The organism is Neisseria sp. HMSC065C04, from assembly GCF_001815375.1.
GTDB classification, from domain to species: Bacteria; Pseudomonadota; Gammaproteobacteria; order Burkholderiales; family Neisseriaceae; genus Neisseria; species Neisseria flavescens_D.
On record NZ_KV820422.1, the window covers coordinates 64,899 to 87,373 of the forward strand.

Consider the following 22,475-nt stretch of genomic DNA (forward strand, 5'->3'; position numbering starts at 1 on the left):
ACGTTATCAGCCCGGTAAAACGGCTTTTTGATAGTTGAGCGCGATAAACTGCTTCTCGGCATCCAATTCAGTGATTTTGAACAATGCCTGCGATTTAGGCAGCGCGTCAAACGGAATACCGGTCGCGCGCGTTACCAGCGGCAGGCCTTCAATGCGGACGAGGTCTTCTTTGAGGATGGTAGCCGTCAGCTCGCTCATTCCTTGCTGTTGCAGGTAGACGAGGCTCCAGTAGGCTTCCATTTGGCGTTGGAAGTCGGCGTAGGCTGTATAGGCGGCATCGAAGTCGCGCAGCGCGGCGAAAAGCTCGGCATCGCTGTTTTGGTACAGCGGCTCGGCAGTGTCGTCGATCAGGCTGATCAGCTGCTTTTGGTTGATGTAGTCGGCGGCGCGGCGCAGCGGCGAGGTGAACCAGCCGTAATGCTGCACGCCCATGCCGATGTGCGGTTCGGATTTGGTGCTCATGCGCACTTTGCCTGCCGGTTGGACGCGGAAAAGACCGGGCAGCTCGTTTTCGTCCAGCATTTGTGCCCAAGTGCTGTTGGCGAGTATCATCATCTCGCTGACCAGCGTATCGATGGGCGAACCGCGTTCGCGGCAGACGACGGATACGTTGCCTTCCTCATCCAATTCGATGCTGTAATCGTATTGCGGCGCACGGTCGGGTTCGTATTTGCCGCGCGCTTTTTGCAGGGCGATGGCGAATTGATAGAACCAAATCAGGTCTTGATGGTGGGCAAACATCATTTCGCCGGCTTCGTCCAAGCCGGTTTCGGCGTTGAAATGCGGCTCGATGGTTTGAATGCGCAGGTTTTCGGCGATGTTGACCGCTTCGATTTTGCAGGTTGGCGCGTCGACGTTGAACTCGCTGTCCACATCAAAATAAATGCTGACGGCAGGGCGGTACGCGCCCGCATCAAGGCTGAACGCGGCAATCCAGTTTTCGGGCAGCATGGTGATTTTGCCGCCGGGGAAATAAACCGTGCTCAAGCGTTCCATGATGTTTTTTTCCATTTTGTCGCCTTGTTTAATGGCAAGCGACGGCGCAGCGATGTGGATACCGACGCGTTTCATGCCATTGCCCAAGTCGGTCAGGCTCAAGGCGTCATCGACTTCGGTGGTCGATTCGTCGTCAATGGAAAAGGCGGTAACATCGGCCTTGGTCAGGTCGGGCATTTCGGGAAGCGGAAGGTCGGGGAAACCTGTTCCTTTGGGGAAATATTTGATTTCAAACCCGTCTTGCAGGTATTGGGGAATGGACGTAATGCCGCCCGTTTTTTTCGCCAGTTCGTAGGCCGAGGTTTTCAGCTCGTCGGCGGCTTTGGTAAAGGCTTTGTAGATCAGCGATTGCTTGTCGGGCGCGTGCAGGATGGTTTTCAAATCCGCCGCGATTTCAGACGGCATCTCGCCGCGTTTCAAGGCTTCTGCCCAAGCGTCGATTTGCGCGTCTTGCTGTTTTTTGCGTTCGATGGCGGCAAGCGCTTGTTTCAAAGTTTCTTCGGGCGCGGCTTTGAACACGCCTTTGGCTTTTTTGTAGAAATACATCGGCGCGGTGTAAAGCGCAATCAAAGTCGCCGCCAGCTCGGTTTTGGTCGGCGCGTGGCCGTAATATTCTTCGGCGATGGCTTCGGCGGTAAACTCCTCTTCGCCGCATACTTCCCACAATAAATCGGTGTCGATATCCGCCGCCTGTGCCTGCGCGTTCTCCAAAAATGCCGCCATATCGCCGTCAAACTCAGCAAAGACATTGTTTGCCTTCACTTTGGTGCGTTTGCCGTGTTGGGTATCGACTTGGTAGGTGGCGTCGTTTTTTTGGACGATGGAGGCAACTTTGAATTGGCCGGACTCTTCGTAAAAGATATTCATTTTTTAGGATTTTATGATTTGTAGGAAACGCGTGATTTTAGCAGATTTGCACAAGAAAGGCCGTCTGAAAAACATACTTTCAGACGGCCTGTTCAAACGGCGGATGATTAATACTGATATGCCGCCAGTTTGCGTTTGATTTCAGGCAGGGCGGCGCGTGCGGCCTGTTCGCCCAATTGGATGGCGCGTTGTTTTTGGTCGAAGCCGCCAACCGAACCCAGCTCCAAAACCTGCGGTTTGATGACCACATTGGCTTGGCCCAATTCTTGGTGTAAGGCGGTTTGACTCATCACGTTGAAGGTTTGGTCAAGATAGGAGAACATACCTTGGCTGACATTTTTGGCCGGACGGGCGGAAATATCGACGGCAATGATGAAGTTTGCACCCAGTTTTTTCGCCGCGCTGACCGGTACGGGCTGTGACAGGCCGCCGTCTACATATTTGCGGCTGCCGATAACAACAGGTTGGAACACGTTCGGAATCGAAGCAGAAGCGCGGACGGCCTGTCCGGCATTGCCTACGTTGAACACCACCGGTTTGCCGCTTTCAAAATCGGTTGCAACGGCGGCAAATTTGATGGGGAACTGCTGCATCGGGCGGTTGCCGACTTTGCGGTTGATGTAGTTTTGCAGTTTTTCGCCTTTGATGAAGCCGCTGGTGGACAAGGTCAAATCCACCAAATCGGTTTTACCCAAAATTTCCGCTTCCAATTCGAGGCGGTCGGGCGACATTCCCGAAGCGTACATACTGCCGACAATCGAGCCTGCGGATGTGCCGGTAACGATTTTGATCGGAATATTGTTTTCTTTCAAAACTTTAATAATCCCGATATGGGCAAATCCTTTGGATGCGCCGCCGCCCAAAGCCAGCGCAACCGTGGCTTTCGGTTTGGGTACAGTATGCGAAACCGTATTTTGACCCTGCGTAGAAGGTTTGGATTGCGGCGCGTTGCCGCTCGGGCAGGCGGCCAATACCAAGACGGACGAAGCGGCTAAAAACGTTTTGAATGTGGAAAAAAGTTTATTCATGTTCAGACAGCCTTTAATATGTCGAAAGGGTTATTTTACTCTGAAATTAAGTCGAAAGGCCGTCTGAAATTAGGATTCAGACGGCCTTTTAAATCCGGCTTAAGCCAATTCGAGCTGTTTTTCCAAACTTTCGACCAGTTGGTCGTCCAAATTCAAAGCTTGGGACAAACGGCTCAGGAACACGATTTCCTTGCGCGACAAGTCTGCGCAGACCAATCGGGCCGCCAGATAAGTTTCGGCTGCCAAAGCCTCGTCATTGCCAACCGAAGCAGCAATTTGCTCGATGGAGGCCGGTTGCGCATATTCCGCCTGCAGCCATGCCGCCGTTTCCGCATCGCTGCCACTTTCACGCTCAATGGCCGCGCGTTCCGCATCGTCAATCAGGCCGTCCGAAGCCGCCGCCGCAATCATCGTTTGCAAAATCACACGGCTGTGGTTTTCACCAATCAGGCCGGTAGGTTGGAACGCACTTTGCGGCAATTCGTCCTGCTGGCGGTTTTGTTTCCAGTTTTGATAGCCTTTATAAGCCAGAAAACCCAAAGCGGCGACCGAGCCAGCCTTGACCAGCTTCTTTGCGTTTTTCTTTTTCAACAGCATCGATGCCAAAGCACCCGTCAACGCGCCGCCGCCGAAAGAATTGAGCGGGCTGTCCGCCACCGCTTTGCCGCCTTTTTGAGCCGCATCCAAAACCTGATTGAGCAACTGACTGAAATCCATAAAAAAATCTCCTGAAAACCAATACATTGCAAATATAGAGTAGAAACACCCAAAAACCAAGCCAAAGAAAGTTAAAAGGTGCAAACAAGTTTTCAGACGGCCATAGCCGACTTTCGGTACAATCACACCATTCCAAACAATAAATCCCATCATGACCGATACCGCCCAAATCATTACCAGCTATGGCCGCCGCTATATTGTCCGTACCCCTGACGGCCAAACATATGACGCCACCACCCGCAAAAAACGCGTCGATTTCGCCTGCGGCGACCAAGTCCGCATCAGCCCCATCAACGGCGAACAAGTCGTGATTGAAGACTACCTCCCGCGCGAAAGCCTGCTCTACCGCCAAGACGCGTGGAAAACCAAACTGATTGCCGCCAACGTTACCCAACTGCTCATCGTAACCGCCGCCAGCCCCTCACCCAGCGAAGCCCTGTTGCAACGCGCCCTCCTCGCAGCCGAAGCGGCCGGCATTAACGCTGTCATCGTCCTCAATAAAGCCGACCTCCCCGAAGCCGCCCAATGGCGCGAGAAACTCAAATTCTACGAAACCCTCGGCTACCCCGTGGTCGAAACCAATGCATTGGAAAACGCCGACATCCTGCGTCCCATTTTAGAAGGGCAAACCAACATCCTGCTCGGACAAAGCGGCATGGGCAAGTCCACCCTGACCAACGCCCTACTCGGCAACCAAGCCGCCCGAACCGGCGACATTTCCACCGCGCTCGACTCCGGCAAACACACCACCACCCACGCCCAACTGTACGATTTAAACACAGAAACCCGACTCATCGATTCCCCGGCCTGCAAGAATTCGGCCTGCACCATCTCCAAGCCGCCGATTTATTACAATACTTCCCCGACCTGCGCCACCTTATCGGCCAATGCCGTTTCCACAACTGCACCCACCGCGCCGAACCCGGCTGCGCCGTCAAAGCCGCTGCCGAATCAGGCGCAGCCAAACCCGAGCGCATCGAATTTCTGCAACGCATTACCGATGAATTGTTGAGATAAAGTTTTAACGGAAATAAGTGTTTGGATAAATAAAAAGGCCGTCTGAAAATTTCAGACGGCCTTTTGTTGAAGTATAACCAAATTTACCTTTCAACCGGCACTGCTGCCTTAGCGGGAAAGAGAAGGTGCTTTTCGTGGCGGATTGATCATGAGAAGCACGGCTTCTTCAATTTGTTTGTCCTCCCGATCATGGAGTTCTACCGGAAACTTCAGACGCAACACTGTAATAATAGCGCCAACCGATAAGCCTGCATCATTAAGCAACTCAATTTCTTTAAGTACCGGTGCGGAAAGGTTTAACATGGTTTCTCCTTATGGTTTGGCTAAGGCTTAGCCCACTTTATCCCCGGGTTGCGCGCCTGCATCAACGTTGAGGAGCTTCAGTTTCCCGTCTGCCGTGGCGGCACTCAAAATCATGCCTTCGGATACGCCGAATTTTGCCATTTTGCGCGGGGCGAAGTTGGCGACGGCAATGACCATGCGGCCGTTCAATTCGGCAGGGTTGGGATAAGATGCGGCGATGCCGGAGAAGATGATGCGTTTTTCAAAACCGAAATCGAGGTCGAATTTCAGGAGTTTGGTGCTGCCTTCGACGGCTTCGCAGTTCAATACTTTGGCGACGCGCATGTCGATTTTCATGAAGTCGTCGAAGCTCGCTTGTTCGGCGACTTTTTCGTATTTGCTGTCTTCAACAGGCGCGGCTGCGGCGGCAATGCTTTGTTTGTTGGCTTCGATTAAATCGTCCACTTGTTTTTGCTCCACTCGTTGCATTAAATGTTCGTATTTGTTGATGGCGTGTTCGCCCAAGGTTTCGCGTGTATTTGCCCAAGTGATGGCTTCCAAATTCAGGAATTTGGCGGCGTTTTCGGCCACTTTCGGCAATACGGGGGCGAGGTAGGCGGTCAACATGGTAAAGGCGTTGATGAGCTCGCTGCACACTTCGTGCAGGCGTTCGTCTTGGCCTTCTTGTTTCGCCAGTTCCCAAGGTTTGTTGGCATCAACGTATTCGTTGACAATGTCCGCCAAGGCCATGATGTCGCGCAGGGCTTTGGCGTATTCGCGGCTTTCGTAGCATTCGGCAATGGTTTCGCTTTGCGCAGTCAGTTTTGCCAGTAATTCGCTGTCGGCAACGTCTTTCAGACGGCCTTCAAAGCGTTTGGCAATGAAACCTGATGCACGGGCGGCGATGTTGACGTATTTGCCGACAAGGTCGCTGTTGACGCGGCTGATAAAGTCTTGCAGGTTCAAATCGATGTCTTCGATTTTGCTGTTGAGCTTGGCGGCGATGTAGTAGCGCATCCACTCGGGGTTCAGGCCTTGTTCCAGATAGGATTTGGCGGTGATGAAGGTGCCGCGCGATTTGGACATTTTTTGTCCGTCCACGGTCAAAAAGCCGTGTGCGTACACGCCGGTCGGGGCGCGGTGGCCGGAGAAATGCAGCATGGCAGGCCAGAACAGGGCGTGGAAATAGAGGATGTCTTTGCCGATGAAGTGGTACATCTCGGCTTGGCTGTCGGCTTTGAAGTATTCGTCAAAATCGATGCCGATGCGGTCGCACAGGTTTTTAAATGACGCCATGTAGCCGACGGGCGCGTCCAGCCAAACGTAGAAGTATTTGCCCGGCGCGTCGGGGATTTCAAAACCGAAATACGGCGCGTCGCGGGAAATGTCCCAGTCGGACAGGGTGGTTTCTTCGCTTTCGCCCAGCCATTCTTTCATTTTGTTGAGGGCTTCGGGCTGAAGATGGGGCTTGCCGTCGTGCGGGTTGTTGCCGGAAGTCCATGCTTTGAGGAAGTCGGCGCATTCACCCAGTTTGAAGAAGAAGTGTTCGGATTTGCGCAATTCGGGTTTGGCACCGGAAACGGCGGAATACGGGTTGATCAGTTCGGTCGGGGAATAGGTCGTGCCGCAAACTTCGCAGTTGTCGCCGTATTGGTCTTGAGCGTGGCATTTGGGGCATTCGCCTTTGACGAAGCGGTCGGGCAGGAACATTTGTTTTTCAGGGTCGAAAAGCTGCTCGATGACGCGGCTTTCGATTTTGCCGTTGGCTTTCAGCGCGCGGTAAATGTCTTGGGAAAACTGTTTGTTTTCAGGGGAATGGGTGCTGTAATAATTGTCGTAGCCGATGAAAAAACCGGTGAAGTCGGCGAGGTGCTCTTCGCGCACTTTGGCAATCATGTCTTCAGGCGCAATGCCTTGTTTTTGCGCGGCAAGCATCACGGGCGTGCCGTGAGTGTCGTCGGCGCAGCAGTAGTAGCATTCGTGGCCGCGCAGTTTTTGGAAGCGCACCCAAACATCGGTTTGGATGTGTTCGACCATGTGGCCGAGGTGGATGCTGCCGTTGGCATAGGGCAGCGCGGAAGTGACAAGGATTTTGCGTGTCATGGTTTGTGCTTTTAAAAACAATGGATAAAGATGTTGGGAATTATACCGCAAAACAATACGCAAAGGCCGTCTGAAACCCGATTGCCGGTGTTTCAGACGGCCTTTTATTTATCGGCTGCGTATGGGATTAACCGCGTACGCGTTCGATTTTTGCGCCTACGCCGCCGAGTTTTTTCTCGATGTATTCATAGCCGCGGTCGAGGTGGTAGATGCGTTCGACGATGGTTTCGCCTTCTGCGACCAAGCCTGCCATGACGAGGCTGGCGGAGGCGCGCAGGTCGGTTGCCATCACGACGGCACCGGAGAGTTTTTCCACGCCTTTGATGTAGGCGGTGTTGCCTTCGGTGGTGATGTCTGCGCCCATGCGGTTGAGTTCGGGAACGTGCATGAAGCGGTTTTCAAAAATGGTTTCCACCACGCGGCTGCTGCCTTCGGCAATGGCGTTCATGGCCATAAACTGCGCCTGCATATCGGTTGGGAAACCTGGGTGGACGACGGTGCGGATGTCCACGGCTTTGGGGCGTTGCTGCATGTCGATGGAAATCCAGTTGTCGCCTGCTTCGATGATGGCGCCTGCTTCGGTCAGTTTGTTTAGCACGACTTCCATGGTTTTTGGGGCGGCATTGCGCAGGACGACTTTGCCGCCGGTCATGGCGACGGCGCAGAGGAAGGTACCGGCTTCAATACGGTCGGGAACGACGCTGTGTTCGCAGCCGTGCAGTTCTTTTACGCCTTCGATGGTCATGGTTGCTGTACCGATGCCGCTGATTTTTGCACCCATTTTGACGAGGCATTCGGCCAAATCGACGACTTCGGGCTCGATGGCGCAGTTTTCGAGGATGGTGGTGCCTTCGGCAAGCGTGGCCGCCATCAGCAGGTTTTCGGTACCGCCTACGGTCACGACGTCCATGGTGACGCGCGTGCCTTTCAGACGGCCTTTGGCTTTGACGTAACCGTGTTCGATGGTGATTTCCGCCCCCATGGTTTCGAGACCTTTGAGGTGTTGGTCAACCGGGCGCGAACCGATGGCGCAGCCGCCGGGCAGGCTGACTTGGGCTTCGCCGAAGCGGGCGAGGGTCGGGCCCAAAACCAAGATGGATGCGCGCATGGTTTTCACCAGCTCATAAGGTGCGCAGGTGTTGTTGACTGTGCCGCCGTTGATTTCAAATTCGGAAATGTTGTCGGTCAAAACACGTGCGCCCATGCCTTGCAGCAGTTTTTGAGTGGTTTTGACGTCGGCGAGCATGGGTACGTTTTTCAGGCGTAAAGTGCCGGAAGTCAGCAGACCAGCACACATCAGCGGCAGGGCGGCGTTTTTCGCGCCGGATACGGTGATTTCGCCGTTGAGGGGGCCGTTGGCAGAGATTTTGAGTTTGTCCACAGGATGTCTTTCGTTATTTGTCTGCACGGTTTATGCCGCACAAATGAAATGAGATGGGTAATAAACCATCAATTATAAGGGATTATGCCCTTGCTGTTAGATTTGGCAGTATTAAATTTTCACAAGGTTTGTTTACGTTGCGAAAGGATAAGATTTCAGGCCGTCTGAATGGTTCAGACGGCCTGTTTGCCAAGGCTTATTTTTTGGCTTTGAAGCCTAAAAGGTGTTGCGTGGTGGCCAGCCATGCGCCGAATACGCCCAGCGCGATGACGAAGCCGAATACCAGCGACACTTCGCTAAATGTGAAGAAACGCCAGCCGATGTTCAGACCGTAGGGTTTGAAAATCGCGTCCACCAGCGGCCGTACTTCGGCCAAAAGCCAAGCCGACAAGCCCAGGCTGACGGCGGCGGAGAAAATACTCTGCCACATTGCCTGATAAAGGAAAGGACGGCGGATGAAGGAAGCGGGCGCACCCAAAAGCTTGGTGATTTCCAGCTCTTCCTTACGGCTGAGGATTTGCAGGCGGATGGTGTTGTGTGCCACTAAGACAAAGGCCATGCCCAATGTCAGCGAGAGGAACCACAAAATCTTGCGGATAAATTCGTTAATACGATAAAGGGTTTGTACCCATTCCGTATCCATGGTTGCCGATTCGACGCGCGGCAGCTTGGTAATGTCTTTATAGATGGCCTGCATCTGATCCGGAGAAGTGGCAGGATCGGGCGTAACGATAAAGACATCGGGCAACGGGTTGCCATCGAGCATGGAAATGAGGTTTTGGTCGAGATTGGTTTGCAATTCTTCCAAACCTTCCTGCTTGCTGATAAAGCGGACTTTATCGATACGGCTGTCGCGTTGGAGCAGGTTTTTCACCGTATCGGCATCAGAACTTGCCGCATCGGTGTCCATATAAACCGTAATCTGTGGCGATTCGTTAAGTTTGCCCAACACGCTTTGTCCGCTTTGGATACCCAAATACATAAACAGCGGCAAGGTCATGGCAACGGCAAGCATGAACAGGGTCAGCAACGTGCCGATGGGTTGGCGCAGAAGTTCTTTGAGTGCGGCGCGCGCCGATTCGACGTGTAACGAGATGTAGTGAATCATACTCATGCGAGGCGTCCTTTCTGCAGGCGCAAGACGCGGTGGCCGTAATCCGCCATCAGCGTTTCATCGTGCGCCGCAACAATCACGGTCGTGCCTGCTTCATGGAAGGTTTTAAACAATTCCATAATATCCAGCGCGTAGGCGCGGTCGAGACTGGCGGATGGCTCGTCGGCAATCAGCAGGCTGGGTTGGTGAACCACTGCGCGCGCGATGCACAAACGCTGCTGTTCGCCGCCGGACAAAGTGATGGGCATATCGTTTTCGCGGCCTTTCAAGCCGACTTTCTCAATCGCAATACGCGCACGCTCTTCCGCTTTGCGCGGCTGGTAGCCGCCAATCCGCAAAGGCAGGATAACGTTTTGCAAGACATTGCGGTCGTAGAGGATTTTGTGGTCTTGGAAGACAATGCCGATATGTTGGCGCATAAAGCCGATCTGATTGTCGCTCAAGGTGCCGAGGTCTTGGTTGTTGAACCAAACCTTGCCTTTGGTAGGCTTGGTAATGCCTGAAATCAGCTTCAAAATGGTGGATTTGCCCGAGCCCGAATGGCCGGCGATAAAAATCATCTCACCTTTGTTAATCTGGAAACTGACATTTTTCAGGGCTTCGAAACCGCCGGGATAGGTTTTGGAAACTTGTTCGAAACGGATCATGGGTTTTCCTGAAAATAGGGTTTCAGACGGCCGGTATCATCGATAGGGCAACATGCCGTCTGAAAAAATGGGGATATTCACAGATTATAAATATTTCGGCTGCTTTTTGATAGTGAAACCCCGGTTCTGCCGGCGGATACACTGCCGGTTTGCAACACAAAGCAATATGGTTTGAAATAAAGGCCGTCTGAACGATTGGGTTTCAGACGGCCTCGGTATCAGCGCAGGTTAAGTACCCTATCCGCTGTTTTATTTACATTTGGTTTTGGCCAAATTCACGGCGGCGGTCAGGCTTTTTTCGTTGACTTCGCCGGTGATGGTTTGTTTGTAGCCGCATTTCGGCGCTTCGACGACAGTGAAAGGCAATACGCCGACGTTGTTGCCGTGGGCTTTCATGAAGTTGCGGCTGTTGGCGCCGGTGTAACGCCAAATCGGATAGCTGACCGGCGTTTGTTTCAGGAATTTGCCGATATTGTCGGTCGTATCCAGTGCGATGCCGACCATATCGACGCTGCCTTTTTTCTGCGCTTTGTACCATGCGGACATGGCAGGCATTTCTTTACGGCAGGGGCCGCACCAGGTTGCCCAAAGGTTGACCACGCGCACGGGGGCTTTGAGCGATTCCAGGCTTTGCGGTTTGTTGTCCTGCCAACCTGCCGTTTCGTCGGCGGCAAAGGCTGGCGCAGCGGTAAAAACGGCGGCGGACAAGAGAAGGGCGGTTAAGGCTTTCATGGTTGTATCCTTGAGGTTGCCAATCGAAATTGGGTTTATTGTAAAACGGTTTGGTGGGTATGCCTACCGATTCATATCAAGAGATCAGGTAAAAAGTTTGAGTAAAAATCAGTTGCAGACGATAATAACCGCCATCATTGAATGATTTTGCAATAATACGGAGAATTTCATGCCGTCTGAATTCACACTTTATCACAATCCGCGTTGCAGCAAATCGCGTGCCGCGCTGGCTTTGCTCGAAGAAAAAGGCGTTGCCGCCGACGTGGTCAAATATCTGGATACCGCGCCCGATTTGGCGACTTTGCAGGATATGTTTGCCAAACTCGGCATCGAATCGGTGCGCGGCATGATGCGCACGAAAGACGATTTGTACAAAGAATTGGGTTTGGACAATCCCGATTTGGACAATGCTGCCCTGCTTCAGGCAATCGCCGAACACCCCGCCCTGCTCGAGCGTCCCGTTTTGGTAACGCCTACGCGCGCAGCCATCGGCCGTCCGTTGGAAAACATTGCCGCCCTACTCGGCTGATAGGGTTGGATAAGGCCGTCTGAAGATGATTTCCCTGCTTAAAAGCCGCAATGGCTTGCGATACTACCTGTTTCGCGGCCTTGCTTTGAGCGTTTTGCTGGTGTGCGGTATTTTTTTGAGCGGCACATGGCAGATTTACCGGACAGGTTCGCACACCTTGCCGAAGGACGCTCATGCCGATGCGGCGGTGGTGTTGGGTGCGGCGGCGTGGGACAAACGCCCGTCGCCGGTATTCCGTGAGCGCATCAACCACGCCATCACGCTCTACCAAAGCCATCGGGTCGGCAAAATCATTTTCACCGGCGGCACGCCCAAAAAAGGATTCATGACCGAAGCCGAAGTGGGGCGCCGATACGCGCTCAAGCAGGGCATACCGGCGCACAATATCCTGTTTGAAAACACATCGCGCAACACTTACGAAAACCTGCGCAATATCGTCCCCATCATGCACGCCAACGGAGTCGGCAGCATTATCGTTGTCAGCGACCCGTATCATTTGGCGCGCGCCGAAGAAATGGCCGCCGATTTGGGCTTGTCGGACGCGCAGTTCTCCGCCACCCCGACCACGCGCTTTGACGAGCGCAACAAGAAAGCCAAGTTTCTGATGCAGGAGAGCTATTCTTTGTTTCTCTACCGTATCGGCAAATGGAGCGATGCGGTTTGGAATTGGATAGGTGGTTGAGCTTTCGGTAATCCATGTAAAAGGCCGTCTGAAGCCTTTTAGGTTTCAGACGGCCTAAATGTATTCTTACTTATTGATATTGATTTGCAGCTACACTGCCAAATAAGACTACAGCCAGTACCAGATAAATTACCATTACGATGGCAAACAGAATCAAGGCAGCCTTGAAATAATTAGCTTTATTCGGATTGGTGTTTGAACCGAATGCCCATACAAGCATCATAACTATATTGACCAGCGGAATCATCATAATCAAGTTTGTTATCAACCATTCTTTGACGCTTACAATTGGAGCCTGTTGATGGCCGATTTGGTTTTGTTCAGTCATATCTTGTCCAATACATTAAATAAAAAGAATAATAATTATACATAATAAAGCCTTATTAGTATAGCATACATATTCAGACGGCCTGAGCCTATGATTTTTGCAGCCGCTATTTCAATTGGATGTAAAACGTACCGTCCGGCACGACGGGCAGGTATTTGCGGTAGAAGTCCAGATAGGTCTTGTTTGGGTCTATGTCGGCAAACTGCTGCGGATACAGGGTTTTGGCGATAAATTGCGCGCTGGCCAAATCGGCGAGCGAGCGGGAGGCGGTGTGGTAGATGCCGTAAACGCGTTTGTTTTTGACGGCAGGAATGTCTGCCCAGCCTTTGCGTTTGACAAATCCGGCCAGTCGGCGTTGCGCATCGGCCTGGCTGATGCCTATGCCCATCGCCATAATGTCAGGCTTGTCTTTATGGCCGTTTTCCGTCCCCGAAATGACGATGACGTCGGGTTTGGCCGTCAGGAATTTTTCAGGGTTTATCGGTCCCCAGTTTTTAACGTAAGGCGCGGCGATATTGTTGCCGCCTGCTGTGTCGGCAATCGCGCCCCACATATCTTTGCCGAAGGTGTAGCTGTATTCGGACGGGCCTTTGTCGCCGAACTCGATATAGATTTTCGGTTTGGACTGCTTGGCGCGTGCGACGCGTTTTCGTATGTCGGCAATGCCTCGGGCGTATTCGGCGGCAATTTTTTGGGCGCGCGCCTGCGTACCGTTGAGTTCGCCGAAAATTTCCGCACTGCGCGTGTGCCGCGCGACGGTTTCGGCGTTGAAATCGACCACGACGACGGGTATGCCTGCCGCTTCAATGCGCGGCAGGTGGGTGGCGACGACCTTATACTGCCAGTCGGCCAGAATCAATACGTCCGGCTTGAGCGCGAGCGTTTTCTCCAGTGAAAACGTGCCGGTGTTGATGTTGCCGATGTCCGCAATGTTTTGCAGCGTAGGCAGCTTCTGTTTGAACATCGCCCAGCTGCCGGGATTGAATTTCTCCCAAAACTCACGCGAAATGCCGATGACGTTTTTAAATTTGTCCACGCCCGTTACCGCGATATAGTCGGGGTAGTAAAACGCCAAAACCGCGCGTTTTACAGGGACATCGACTTTGACTTCGCGTCCCAATACGTCTTTGATAGTTTTGATTTCGGCTTGGGCAAAAAGGGGCAGGAGGGCGAGGGCGGTAAATAAAGCGCGTTTGTTCATGAGTGGATACTTTAAAAGAAATAATTATCATTTGTCTTGTTTTTAGGAGAAAAGTTCCCAGACGGTCCTTCTGCGCCGACATTATTTTCAGACGGCCTTACATTGTTTAAACCACGCCGAAAAAGTAAAATACCTGTTTTCAAAGACTTTGGAGCCATCATGACCGTCAAAACCCGTTTCGCCCCCAGCCCAACCGGCTACCTGCACATCGGCGGCGTACGCACCGCCTTGTTTTCATGGGCGTTTGCCCGCCATCATAAAGGCGAGTTCCTATTGCGTATCGAAGACACCGACTTGGCGCGCTCTACTGCCGAATCCGTCAACATCATCCTCGACGGCATGAAATGGGTCGGCCTGGACTACGACAACGCCGACAATGTCGTTTACCAAACCCGCCGTTTTGACCGCTACAAAGAAGTCATTGCCGAACTTTTAGAAAAAGGCCATGCCTACTACTGCTATTGCAGCAAAGAAGAGCTGGAAGCCATGCGCGAGAAAGCCGAAAAAGAAGGCACGGCGACGTACGACCGCCGCTGGCGTCCGGAAGAAGGCAAAACCCTGCCAGAAATCCCTGCTGACGTGCAACCCGTTGTCCGTTTCAAAACGCCTTTGGACGGCGTGACCAAATGGACGGACTTGGTCAAAGGCGAAATCTCCATTCCCAACGAAGCACTTGACGACCTGATTATCGCCCGCGCCGACGGCACACCGACCTACAACTTCTGCGTTGTCGTGGATGACTACGACATGGGCGTTACCCACGTTATCCGCGGCGACGACCATGTGAACAATACCCCGAAACAAATCAACATCTTAAAAGCCATTGGCGCCACCCTACCCGAATACGGCCACCTGCCCATGATTCTTAACGAACAAGGCAAAAAAATCTCCAAACGCAGCGGCGATACCGTTGCCATTACCGATTTCGGCGCAATGGGCATCCTGCCCGAAGCCATGCTCAACTATTTGGCACGCTTGGGCTGGGCGCACGGCGACGACGAATTCTTCACAATGGAACAATTCATCGAATGGTTTGATTTGAAAGACGTTTCCCCGTCTCCAAGCCGTATGGACTTGAAAAAACTCTACTGGATCAACGGCGAACACATCAAAATCACGCCTAACGACAAACTGGCCGAACTCGTTAAACCCCGCCTCGCCCTGCGCGATATCCACGAAACCAGCAAGCCCGCTTTGGAAGACGTGTTGGCATTGGTCAAAGACCGCGCCCAAGACCTGAACACCCTCGCCGACGAGTGCCTCTACTTCTACGTCAAACAAACGCCTGCCGAAGCGGATGTGCAGAAACACTGGGACGACGAAGCCGCCGCCCGTATGCTGCGCTTTGCCGAACGCCTCGAAGGGCTGGAAGACTGGAACGCCGAAGCCATCCACGACCTCTTCAAACCTTTCTGCGACGAAGAAGGCATCAAAATGGGCAAACTCGGTATGCCTTTGCGCCTTGCTGTCTGCGGTACGGCAAAAACCCCAAGTGTTGATGCCGTATTGGCATTAATCGGCAAAGAAGAAGTGTTGAAACGGATTCGTTCGTAAGGCATGAATGATAAAAGGCCGTCTGAAAACTAGGGATGCCAAGTTTTCAGGCGGCCTTTTATCATAAAACCAGAAAATAATGGAATAAGGCGGAGAATATGAGAAAATAATAGCCGTCTGCCTGCCACAACAGTTGATTGAATTAACTTTTATTGGCAGCCTGAATGTCCGGATTGGATAAAATAAGCCATTAAGAACAAAGACCAATAAGCCTATTATGTAAACTTGGCTGCTGAAAAATCGGCTTTGCGCTTTAGTTTACAAATCAAATAACTTTAAAGGAAAACCCATGAAAAAAACCTTACTTGCCCTGATGATGTTATCCGCCGCCGCCGCATATGCCGGTGAGGCGGAAGACCGTTTGCTGTCCGTTCAATCGGTTTACCGTGCCGCTTTGCATGAGCAAAACAGCAATGACAGCAAAATTATTTCCCTGCAAAGCGATTTGGAAAGCGCGCAGCGTCGTTTACAGGCTGCGCAATCCGATATTGACCGTTTGAAAGGCGAAATTCAGACGGCCTTGGCTCAGAAAGAGCAGCAAAATGCCAAGCTGCAACAAGCCGGCCAGATGTTGGACGCGGCGTGGAATGCCGTTTACGGCGCAGGCGGCAGCAAGGCGAATCAATAATTTAGACATTGTATTATTTACGTTTTACGCTTCTTTTATCATATTTATAAGGAAACCTCATGTCCCTACCTCCCTGCCCGAAATGCCACTCCGAATACACTTACGAAGACGGCGCTCAATACGTTTGCCCTGAGTGCGCCCATGAGTGGAACGAGGCCGATGCTGCGGCTGCAAGCGATGATGTATTGGAAGTCAAAGATGCCAACGGCGCGGTCTTGCAAGATGGCGATACGGTTGTCTTGATTAAAGATTTGAAAGTCAAAGGCAGCTCTATGGTCATCAAGCAAGGTACCAAAGTCAAAGGTATCCGCCTGCAAGAGGGCGACCACAATATCGGTTGCAAAATCGATGGCAGCGCGATGAACTTGAAATCTGAGTTCGTCAAAAAAGCCTAAAGATTTTATCTTTGAAAGGCCGTCTGAAATCCAAAGATTAGGATTCAGACGGCCTTTATGCTTTTCATTCAAAATAAAACAAATCTTCATTTAAAATTAAATAAATTTAATAGGGTTGAATTCCAGGCCGTCTGAAAAAGCGGCGGCAAAATGTTCCGCACATACGCGGGTGCAAAACCGTTAAAATAACGCTTTCCCCTAATTCTACGGAACCATTATGCCTCAGCCGACCGCCAAACAGATTTTGCACGAAGTATTCGGTTATCCCGAATTTCGTGGCAAGCAGGAGGCTATCGTCAATGCTTTGGCCGGCGGCGAGAGTTTGATGGTGCTGATGCCGACAGGCGGGGGCAAGTCTTTGTGTTACCAGATTCCGGCGCTGATGCGCGAAGGCGTGGCGGTTGTCGTATCGCCGCTGATTGCGCTGATGAACGACCAAGTGGCTAGCCTGCATGTGGCCGGGATTGAAGCGGCGGCAGTCAACAGTAGCACATCGGCAGATGAGGCGCGCGAGATTGCCGACAAGCTTGCCCAAGGCCGTCTGAAACTGCTTTATGTCGCGCCGGAACGCTTGGTTACCGACCGCTTTTTACGTTTTCTCGACCAACAAACCGTCAGCCTGTTTGCCATTGATGAGGCGCATTGCGTCAGCCAATGGGGACACGATTTCCGCCCCGAATATCAGCAGCTCGGCATACTTGCCGAACGCTATCCGAACGTCCCGCGCATCGCCCTGACCGCTACCGCCGATGCGGCCACGCGCGCCGACATCAAGCATTATCTGCACTTGGACAATGCGCCTGAATTTATTTCCAGCTTTGACCGTCCGAATATTTATTATCAGGTTATCGAAAAAAATAATGGCAAAAAACAATTGCTGGATTTCATCCGCAAGCAGATGCATGGGCAAAGCGGCATTGTGTATTGCTTAAGCCGCAAAAAAGTCGAGGATGTGGCTAAGTTTTTGTGTGAAAACGGCTTGGAGGCGATTCCGTATCATGCCGGTTTGAGCATGGACGTGCGCGAGGAAAACCAACGCCGCTTTACGCATGAAGACAATATTATTGTGGTGGCGACCGTGGCGTTCGGCATGGGCATAGACAAACCCGACGTGCGCTTTGTCGCCCATCTCGATATGCCCCAAAGTGTCGAACATTTCTATCAGGAATCGGGGCGCGCCGGCCGGGACGGGCTGCCTGCCGTGAGCTGGCTGTGTTACGGCTTGAACGATTGGGTGTTGCTGCGCGAACGGATTGCAGAAGGCAACAGCGACGAAGTGCAAAAGCAAATCGAAATGCAAAAACTCGATGCCATGCTTTCCGTCTGTGAAACCGCCGCCTGCCGCCGCGTGTTGCTGCTCAAACATTTCGGCGAAGAATCCGAACCCTGCGGCCATTGCGACAACTGCCTGCATCCGCCCGTGCGGTTTGACGGCACGGTGTTGGTGCAAAAATTACTCAGCTGCGTGTACCGTGCCGGACAACGTTTTGCCGCCGGTTACATCACCAACCTTTTGCGCGGCAAAAGCGACGATTGGATACAGCGCAACGGCCATGACAAATTATCCACATTCGGCATCGGCAGCGAACAGACCGACAAAGAATGGCGCAGCGTTATCCGCCAGTGCATCAGCCTGGGCTATCTCACTGTTAACGTCGAGCAGCATCAAGCCCTGCAGCTGACCGAAGCGGCAAAAAAAGTCCTCAAGGGCGAAACCGAAGTTATGCTGCGCCCCCTGCGCCACGAAAAAACGGCTACCCAAAAGCCAAAAGACGATTGGTTGCGTACCGAGCGCGAAGAGCGTTTGTGGCAGGCATTGCGCCAATGGCGGCAACAACGCGCCCGGGCAGAGGAAGTGCCGGCCTATGTGGTTTGCGGCGACAAAACCCTGCGCGATATTGTCGAAAAAATGCCCCGAAGTTTGGAAGACTTGCATCAAATCTACGGCTTGGGCGAGGCGAAAATCAATAAATTCGGTTTGGAGATACTCGACGTTTGCGAAACGGCTGAAGCCGGTACGGTTTCCACAGACAGTGCACAAGTTATTCACAGCTTGGGCGAGCGCGAACAGGCCTTAAAACAGGCTTTGGAAACTTGGCGCGAGCAGCAGGCAAGTGCCGATCAAGTGACGCTGGGAACGGTATTCTCCAACGAGAGCATGGACGATTTGCTGACCAATACGCCTGCCGAACCCATCGACCTTTTGGGCGTGTATAAACTCGGCGAAAAACGCATCGAACAATACGGCGAGGGCATTTTAAACATCTGCCGCCCGTTTTCAGACGGCTTGAGCGAAGAGGACAAACGCAAACGCCGCTTGATGCGCCGCCTGCTTCAGTGGAACATCGACACTGCCCGTCATGAAGGCCTCGAAGCCTATCAGATATGCAGCAAAGTTACCCTGCGCGCCATTGCCGCCCGACGGCCGCAAGATTTGGCGGAGCTGGCGGAAATCCACGGCATGAATGAGGAAAAAACCGACAAATACGGCGCGGAAATTGTCGAATTGTGCAAACAAGCGGATTAATGGATTGCGATTATCATCAAAGGCCGTCTGAAACCCAATCAAGCATGGTGTTTCAGACGGCCTTTTTGAATTTTTAATCTTTATAAAACAATGAATAAGAAAATATCTTCATTTATTTTGTCAGTTTTTTAAAGCTGCCGCGTCTAAACAGGCATACAAAGATGGAATGGTGCCGATGGATTTTTCGTCCCATCCAATTCGACACACATCGATTAGGAAAATAAATGAACACCTCATCCAACCCCTCTTGGCAGGCCGCTTTCGGTTTGTTGGCACTCAGGCTTTTTGCCGCGTATGAATTTCTTGAATCCGGCTTGGAAAAATGGAACGGGGAAAACTGGTTTGCAGAAATAAACAGTCAATTTCCCTTTCCGTTCAATTGGTTGTCGGATACGGTCAACTGGAATTTGGCGATGTGGGCGGAACTGGTTTTGCCTGCGCTGCTCATCGTCGGCTTGGCAACACGGCTGTCCGCGCTGGGATTGATGGTTGTGACGGCTGTCGCATGGTCTGCGGTACATGCCGGCTTAGGGTACAATGTGTGCGACAACGGTTATAAAATGGCACTGATTTATTTGGTTGTTTTATTTCCTGTCCTATTGCAGGGCGCAGGCCGTCTGTCTTTGGATGCACTGCTGAAGAAACGCTGTTGCCGCATCAAGTATTTTCTTTAAGGATTATCTTTAAGGATTAATGGTCGCGGGCCGACTTTAAATGCCCGATATTATCCCTTGATTTGTTTTAAAACCCATATTTTAAAAAGGAAGTTGAAATGAAAAAAAATGTAGCTGCTGCTCTGGCCGGTGCACTGTCCCTGTCTTTGGCTGCCGGTGTTGTTGCCGCTGATAAAGCTGCCAGTGATGTGGCCGTTGAGAAAACTGTTAAAGCTGCCGAAGGTACTTGCGGCGCGGCTGCCAAAGCCGGTGAAGGTTCTTGCGGCGCAGCCATGAAAAAAGCACACGCCAAAAAAGGCAAAGCATCTAAAGCCAAAGCTGCCAAAGTAGTAGAAGGCAAATGCGGCGAAGGTAAATGCGGTTCTAAATAATCTTGCAACATACCTTTAACAAAGTCGCATTTTACAAACGAAAATGCGACTTTGTCGTTCATACGGCACCATAACAGGACATTACCATGATTCAACACGCAGGCTTGGGCTACCGCCGCGACTTGGCGGAAGACTTCCTCTCGCTTTCAGACGACAGCCCGATACGCTTTATCGAAGCCGCCCCCGAAAACTGGCTGAAAATGGGCGGCAGGGCGCGCAAACAGTTTGACCGCGTGGCGGAACGGCTGCCGCTGGCGTTGCACGGATTATCCATGTCGCTGGGCGGACAAGCCCCGCTGGATACCGCCTTGATAGACGGAATCAAAGAAATGATGCGCCGTTATGACTGCACGTTTTTCTCCGACCATTTGAGCTATTGCCACGACGGCGGTCATCTTTACGATTTGTTGCCGCTGCCTTTCACTGAAGAAATGGTGCAACATACCGCGCGGCGTATCCGCGAAGTGCAAGACCGGTTGGGCTGCCGTATTGCCGTGGAAAACACCTCCTACTATCTGCATTCCCCGCTTGCCGAGATGAACGAAGTCGAGTTCCTCAATGCCGTTGCACGCGAGGCCGACTGCGGTATTCATTTGGATGTGAACAATATTTACGTCAACGCCGTCAATCACGGCCTGTTGTCGCCCGAAGCCTTTTTAGAAAATGTGGATGCAGGGCGCGTGTGCTATATCCATATTGCCGGACATGACGTGGAAACACCGGAATTGTTGATTGATACGCATGGCGCGGCGGTATTGCCGACCGTTTGGGATTTGCTCGAACTGGCCTATGCCAAGCTGCCGACGATTCCGCCTACTCTGTTGGAACGCGATTTCAATTTTCCGCCTTTTGCCGAACTCGAAGCCGAAGTCGCCAAAATCGCCGACTATCAAACGCGTGCCGGAAAGGAATACCGCCGTGCAGCCTGAAACCTCCGCTCAATATCAACACCGCTTTGCCCAAGCCATACGCGAAGGTAAAGCCGCCGACGGACTGCCGCAAGAACGCCTGAACGTCTATATCCGCCTGATACGCAACAATATTCACAGCTTTATCGACCGCTGCTATACCGAAACGCTGCAATACTTTGACAGCGAAGAATGGGGTCGTCTGAAAGAAGGTTTCGTCTGCGACGCGCGCGCCCAAACGCCCTATTTTCAAGAAATCCCCGGCGAGTTCCTCCGATATTGCCAAAGCCTGCCGCTTTCAGACGACCTCTTGGCATTGATGGACTTTGAACATACCCAGCTGCTCGCCGAAACCGCGCAAACCGACAGCGAAGCCTCGCCTGCCGATTCAGACGATTTGGCCTACACCCTTTCTCCCGCCGCCTTTGTGCGCCGTTATCAGTATGACGTGACGGACGAATTGCAGGAGGCGGAAACCGCCGTTTTGGTGTGGCGCGATAAGGAAGACGACGTGATGTACCAAACGCTTGATGGATTCGACGCCTTATTGCTGGAAACGCTGGCAGAGACGCCCACTTCCCTAAACGGCCTGCAAACCATGCTGGCAGAGTTCATGCCGTCTGAAAACGCTTGGCAGGACGCATTAAGGCAGAAATGGACGGATTGGCTGGAACAGGGCATTTTGGTTGCGGCATAAATCAAGGCCGTCTGAAACGGGCGCAGTCGGTTTCGGTAAAACAAAAATACTACTGAAATCGTTTATAGATTCAATCGCATGCTCTTGCCGTATCAGCGTAAAATCAGAAGCATATTGATCATTCATTTCATACTGATACATTATGGCCCTACCCGAACTGACCAATGCCGAGCTTGCCGAATCCCGCAAACTGCTGCTGCGCTTTGCCCATATCCAGCTGCCCGACCGCCCCGATTTAGCGGAAGACCTCGTACAGGAAACCATGCTTTCCGCCTACCGCGCGGCCGAGGGTTTTAAAGGCGGCGCCCAGGTGAGCAGCTGGCTGTTTGCAATCTTAAAAAACAAAATTACCGACTGCCTGCGCCAAATCGGGCGGCAACGCCAAGTTTTCGTCACGTGCGACGAGGAAGCCTTGGATGAAGCCTTTGAAGGACATTTTGCCGCCGACGGACATTGGACGGACGAAGGTCAGCCTCAGGGTTGGGACTCGCCCGAAGCCAGTTTGAACAATAAAGAGTTCTACCAGGTTTTGCAGACCTGCCTCTACCATCTGCCGGAAAACACCGCCCGTGTGTTCACCATGAAAGAGATTCTCGGCTTTTCAAGCGATGAAATCCGCGAACAATGCGGCATCAGCCATGCCAACTACCACACCATCATGCACCGCGCGCGCGAAACCTTGCGCCAGTGTCTGCAAATCAAATGGTTCTCCCATGCCTGACAGGAAAACGCCATGAAAAAATGCCGCAAAATAACCGATCTGATTTCCAAACAGCAAGACCAAGTGCGTCTCAGTCTTTTTAACCGCATTGCCCTTGCCGTGCACCTGTCGCTCTGTCCCCGTTGCCGCGAATATAAGAAACAGCTCGCATTAATTAGCAACGCCATGCATAAGATGTTTCGATGATTCAAAAAAAGGCCGTCTGAAACCTAACCCTGTCCGTTTCAGACGGCCCTTTTGTATCTGCTTTATGTATCGCTAATCTTGAATAAGCCATGGTTTGCAGTTCACTTTTTTAGCAGCATTTGTTTTCAAACTTGCGCCGTTGGCCTTTGTTTTTGGAGGCATGGCTTAAGATTTTGATAAGGTAGAACAA

The 22,475-nt window shown here is 52.1% G+C and carries 23 protein-coding genes and 1 pseudogene; 13 read left to right on the plus strand and 11 right to left on the minus strand.

The window, feature by feature from the left end; genetic code table 11:
* Positions 1-6: 6 nt before the first annotated feature.
* The 3 genes from HMPREF3022_RS09270 to HMPREF3022_RS09280 all read right to left on the minus strand — a co-directional run bounded on the left by HMPREF3022_RS09270 (position 7) and on the right by HMPREF3022_RS09280 (position 3,608).
* Complete coding sequence (locus HMPREF3022_RS09270; RefSeq protein ID WP_049333055.1) at positions 7-1,863, minus strand: ribonuclease catalytic domain-containing protein; 1,857 nt, start codon at positions 1,861-1,863, stop codon at positions 7-9.
* 107 nt (positions 1,864-1,970) lie between these two features.
* On the minus strand, positions 1,971-2,891 hold the full coding sequence (locus tag HMPREF3022_RS09275; protein WP_070765525.1) for a patatin-like phospholipase family protein: 921 nt from the start codon (positions 2,889-2,891) through the stop codon (positions 1,971-1,973).
* A 99-nt stretch (positions 2,892-2,990) separates the two neighbouring features.
* Complete coding sequence (locus HMPREF3022_RS09280; protein WP_049333052.1) at positions 2,991-3,608, minus strand: tellurite resistance TerB family protein; 618 nt, start codon at positions 3,606-3,608, stop codon at positions 2,991-2,993.
* Between the two features lie 151 nt (positions 3,609-3,759).
* Between HMPREF3022_RS09280 and rsgA the strand changes: the two are divergent.
* Positions 3,760-4,625, plus strand: a pseudogene (gene rsgA, locus HMPREF3022_RS09285) (ribosome small subunit-dependent GTPase A).
* A gap of 108 nt (positions 4,626-4,733) precedes the next feature.
* On the opposite strand, the gene HMPREF3022_RS09290 reads toward rsgA, so the two are convergent.
* The 6 genes from HMPREF3022_RS09290 to HMPREF3022_RS09315 all read right to left on the minus strand — a co-directional run bounded on the left by HMPREF3022_RS09290 (position 4,734) and on the right by HMPREF3022_RS09315 (position 10,884).
* The gene (locus tag HMPREF3022_RS09290) at positions 4,734-4,928 is read right to left on the minus strand and encodes a hypothetical protein (protein ID WP_003747785.1); all 195 of its coding nucleotides are present in this window, start codon (positions 4,926-4,928) and stop codon (positions 4,734-4,736) included.
* Between the two features lie 27 nt (positions 4,929-4,955).
* Entirely contained in the window at positions 4,956-7,010 is a 2,055-nt protein-coding gene (gene metG / locus HMPREF3022_RS09295) for a methionine--tRNA ligase (protein WP_070765526.1), read from the minus strand.
* A gap of 127 nt (positions 7,011-7,137) precedes the next feature.
* Positions 7,138-8,391 carry a UDP-N-acetylglucosamine 1-carboxyvinyltransferase gene (murA, locus tag HMPREF3022_RS09300; RefSeq protein ID WP_003747808.1) on the minus strand — a complete coding sequence of 418 codons (1,254 nt, stop codon included), beginning with the start codon at positions 8,389-8,391 and terminating at the stop codon, positions 7,138-7,140.
* A 196-nt stretch (positions 8,392-8,587) separates the two neighbouring features.
* Positions 8,588-9,505: a permease-like cell division protein FtsX gene (gene ftsX / locus HMPREF3022_RS09305; RefSeq protein WP_070765527.1), complete on the minus strand. Its 918-nt coding sequence runs from the start codon at positions 9,503-9,505 to the stop codon at positions 8,588-8,590.
* The gene (gene ftsE, locus HMPREF3022_RS09310) at positions 9,502-10,152 is read right to left on the minus strand and encodes a cell division ATP-binding protein FtsE (RefSeq protein WP_004519169.1); all 651 of its coding nucleotides are present in this window, start codon (positions 10,150-10,152) and stop codon (positions 9,502-9,504) included. Before ftsE ends, ftsX begins: the two co-directional genes overlap by 4 nt.
* Positions 10,153-10,401: 249 nt before the next feature.
* Positions 10,402-10,884 (minus strand): TlpA disulfide reductase family protein, encoded by a 483-nt coding sequence (locus HMPREF3022_RS09315; RefSeq protein ID WP_003747814.1) that lies wholly within the window; start codon positions 10,882-10,884, stop codon positions 10,402-10,404.
* A gap of 169 nt (positions 10,885-11,053) precedes the next feature.
* Between HMPREF3022_RS09315 and arsC the strand changes: the two genes are divergently transcribed.
* Positions 11,054-11,413, plus strand: coding sequence for an arsenate reductase (glutaredoxin) (gene arsC / locus HMPREF3022_RS09320; RefSeq protein ID WP_004519164.1), 360 nt, complete (start codon positions 11,054-11,056; stop codon positions 11,411-11,413).
* A 25-nt stretch (positions 11,414-11,438) separates the two neighbouring features.
* Positions 11,439-12,095, plus strand: a complete 657-nt coding sequence (locus HMPREF3022_RS09325; protein WP_049323693.1) for a YdcF family protein — start codon at positions 11,439-11,441, stop codon at positions 12,093-12,095.
* Between the two features lie 70 nt (positions 12,096-12,165).
* On the opposite strand, the gene HMPREF3022_RS09330 is transcribed toward HMPREF3022_RS09325, so the two are convergent.
* Both HMPREF3022_RS09330 and HMPREF3022_RS09335 read right to left on the minus strand, forming a co-directional pair.
* A complete protein-coding gene (locus HMPREF3022_RS09330) occupies positions 12,166-12,423 on the minus strand; it encodes a hypothetical protein (protein WP_049333040.1) in 258 nt (85 codons plus the stop codon).
* Between the two features lie 106 nt (positions 12,424-12,529).
* A complete protein-coding gene (locus HMPREF3022_RS09335) occupies positions 12,530-13,624 on the minus strand; it encodes an ABC transporter substrate-binding protein (protein WP_070765528.1) in 1,095 nt (364 codons plus the stop codon).
* A 159-nt stretch (positions 13,625-13,783) separates the two neighbouring features.
* Here HMPREF3022_RS09335 and gltX point away from each other — a divergent pair, with 159 nt between their 5' ends.
* The 10 genes from gltX to HMPREF3022_RS11635 all read left to right on the plus strand — a co-directional run bounded on the left by gltX (position 13,784) and on the right by HMPREF3022_RS11635 (position 22,285).
* Positions 13,784-15,178 carry a glutamate--tRNA ligase gene (gene gltX / locus HMPREF3022_RS09340; protein ID WP_070765529.1) on the plus strand — a complete coding sequence of 465 codons (1,395 nt, stop codon included), beginning with the start codon at positions 13,784-13,786 and terminating at the stop codon, positions 15,176-15,178.
* 289 nt (positions 15,179-15,467) lie between these two features.
* The gene (locus HMPREF3022_RS09345; RefSeq protein WP_063076510.1) at positions 15,468-15,806 is read left to right on the plus strand and encodes a hypothetical protein; all 339 of its coding nucleotides are present in this window, start codon (positions 15,468-15,470) and stop codon (positions 15,804-15,806) included.
* 59 nt (positions 15,807-15,865) lie between these two features.
* A complete protein-coding gene (locus tag HMPREF3022_RS09350; RefSeq protein WP_003747824.1) occupies positions 15,866-16,201 on the plus strand; it encodes a zinc ribbon domain-containing protein YjdM in 336 nt (111 codons plus the stop codon).
* Between the two features lie 217 nt (positions 16,202-16,418).
* Positions 16,419-18,728: a DNA helicase RecQ gene (recQ, locus tag HMPREF3022_RS09355; RefSeq protein WP_070765530.1), complete on the plus strand. Its 2,310-nt coding sequence runs from the start codon at positions 16,419-16,421 to the stop codon at positions 18,726-18,728.
* Positions 18,729-18,952: 224 nt separating this feature from the next.
* Entirely contained in the window at positions 18,953-19,402 is a 450-nt protein-coding gene (locus tag HMPREF3022_RS09360) for an HvfX family Cu-binding RiPP maturation protein (RefSeq protein WP_070765531.1), read from the plus strand.
* Between the two features lie 98 nt (positions 19,403-19,500).
* Entirely contained in the window at positions 19,501-19,773 is a 273-nt protein-coding gene (locus tag HMPREF3022_RS09365) for a hypothetical protein (protein ID WP_049333024.1), read from the plus strand.
* An 86-nt stretch (positions 19,774-19,859) separates the two neighbouring features.
* The gene (locus HMPREF3022_RS09370) at positions 19,860-20,702 is read left to right on the plus strand and encodes an HvfB family MNIO-type RiPP peptide maturase (RefSeq protein WP_049323685.1); all 843 of its coding nucleotides are present in this window, start codon (positions 19,860-19,862) and stop codon (positions 20,700-20,702) included.
* Positions 20,692-21,378: an HvfC family RiPP maturation protein gene (locus tag HMPREF3022_RS09375; RefSeq protein ID WP_070765532.1), complete on the plus strand. Its 687-nt coding sequence runs from the start codon at positions 20,692-20,694 to the stop codon at positions 21,376-21,378. Before HMPREF3022_RS09370 ends, HMPREF3022_RS09375 begins: the two co-directional genes overlap by 11 nt.
* A 142-nt stretch (positions 21,379-21,520) precedes the next feature.
* The gene (locus HMPREF3022_RS09380) at positions 21,521-22,099 is read left to right on the plus strand and encodes a sigma-70 family RNA polymerase sigma factor (RefSeq protein ID WP_070765533.1); all 579 of its coding nucleotides are present in this window, start codon (positions 21,521-21,523) and stop codon (positions 22,097-22,099) included.
* A gap of 12 nt (positions 22,100-22,111) precedes the next feature.
* Entirely contained in the window at positions 22,112-22,285 is a 174-nt protein-coding gene (locus HMPREF3022_RS11635; RefSeq protein WP_003747841.1) for an anti-sigma factor family protein, read from the plus strand.
* Positions 22,286-22,475: the final 190 nt, after the last annotated feature.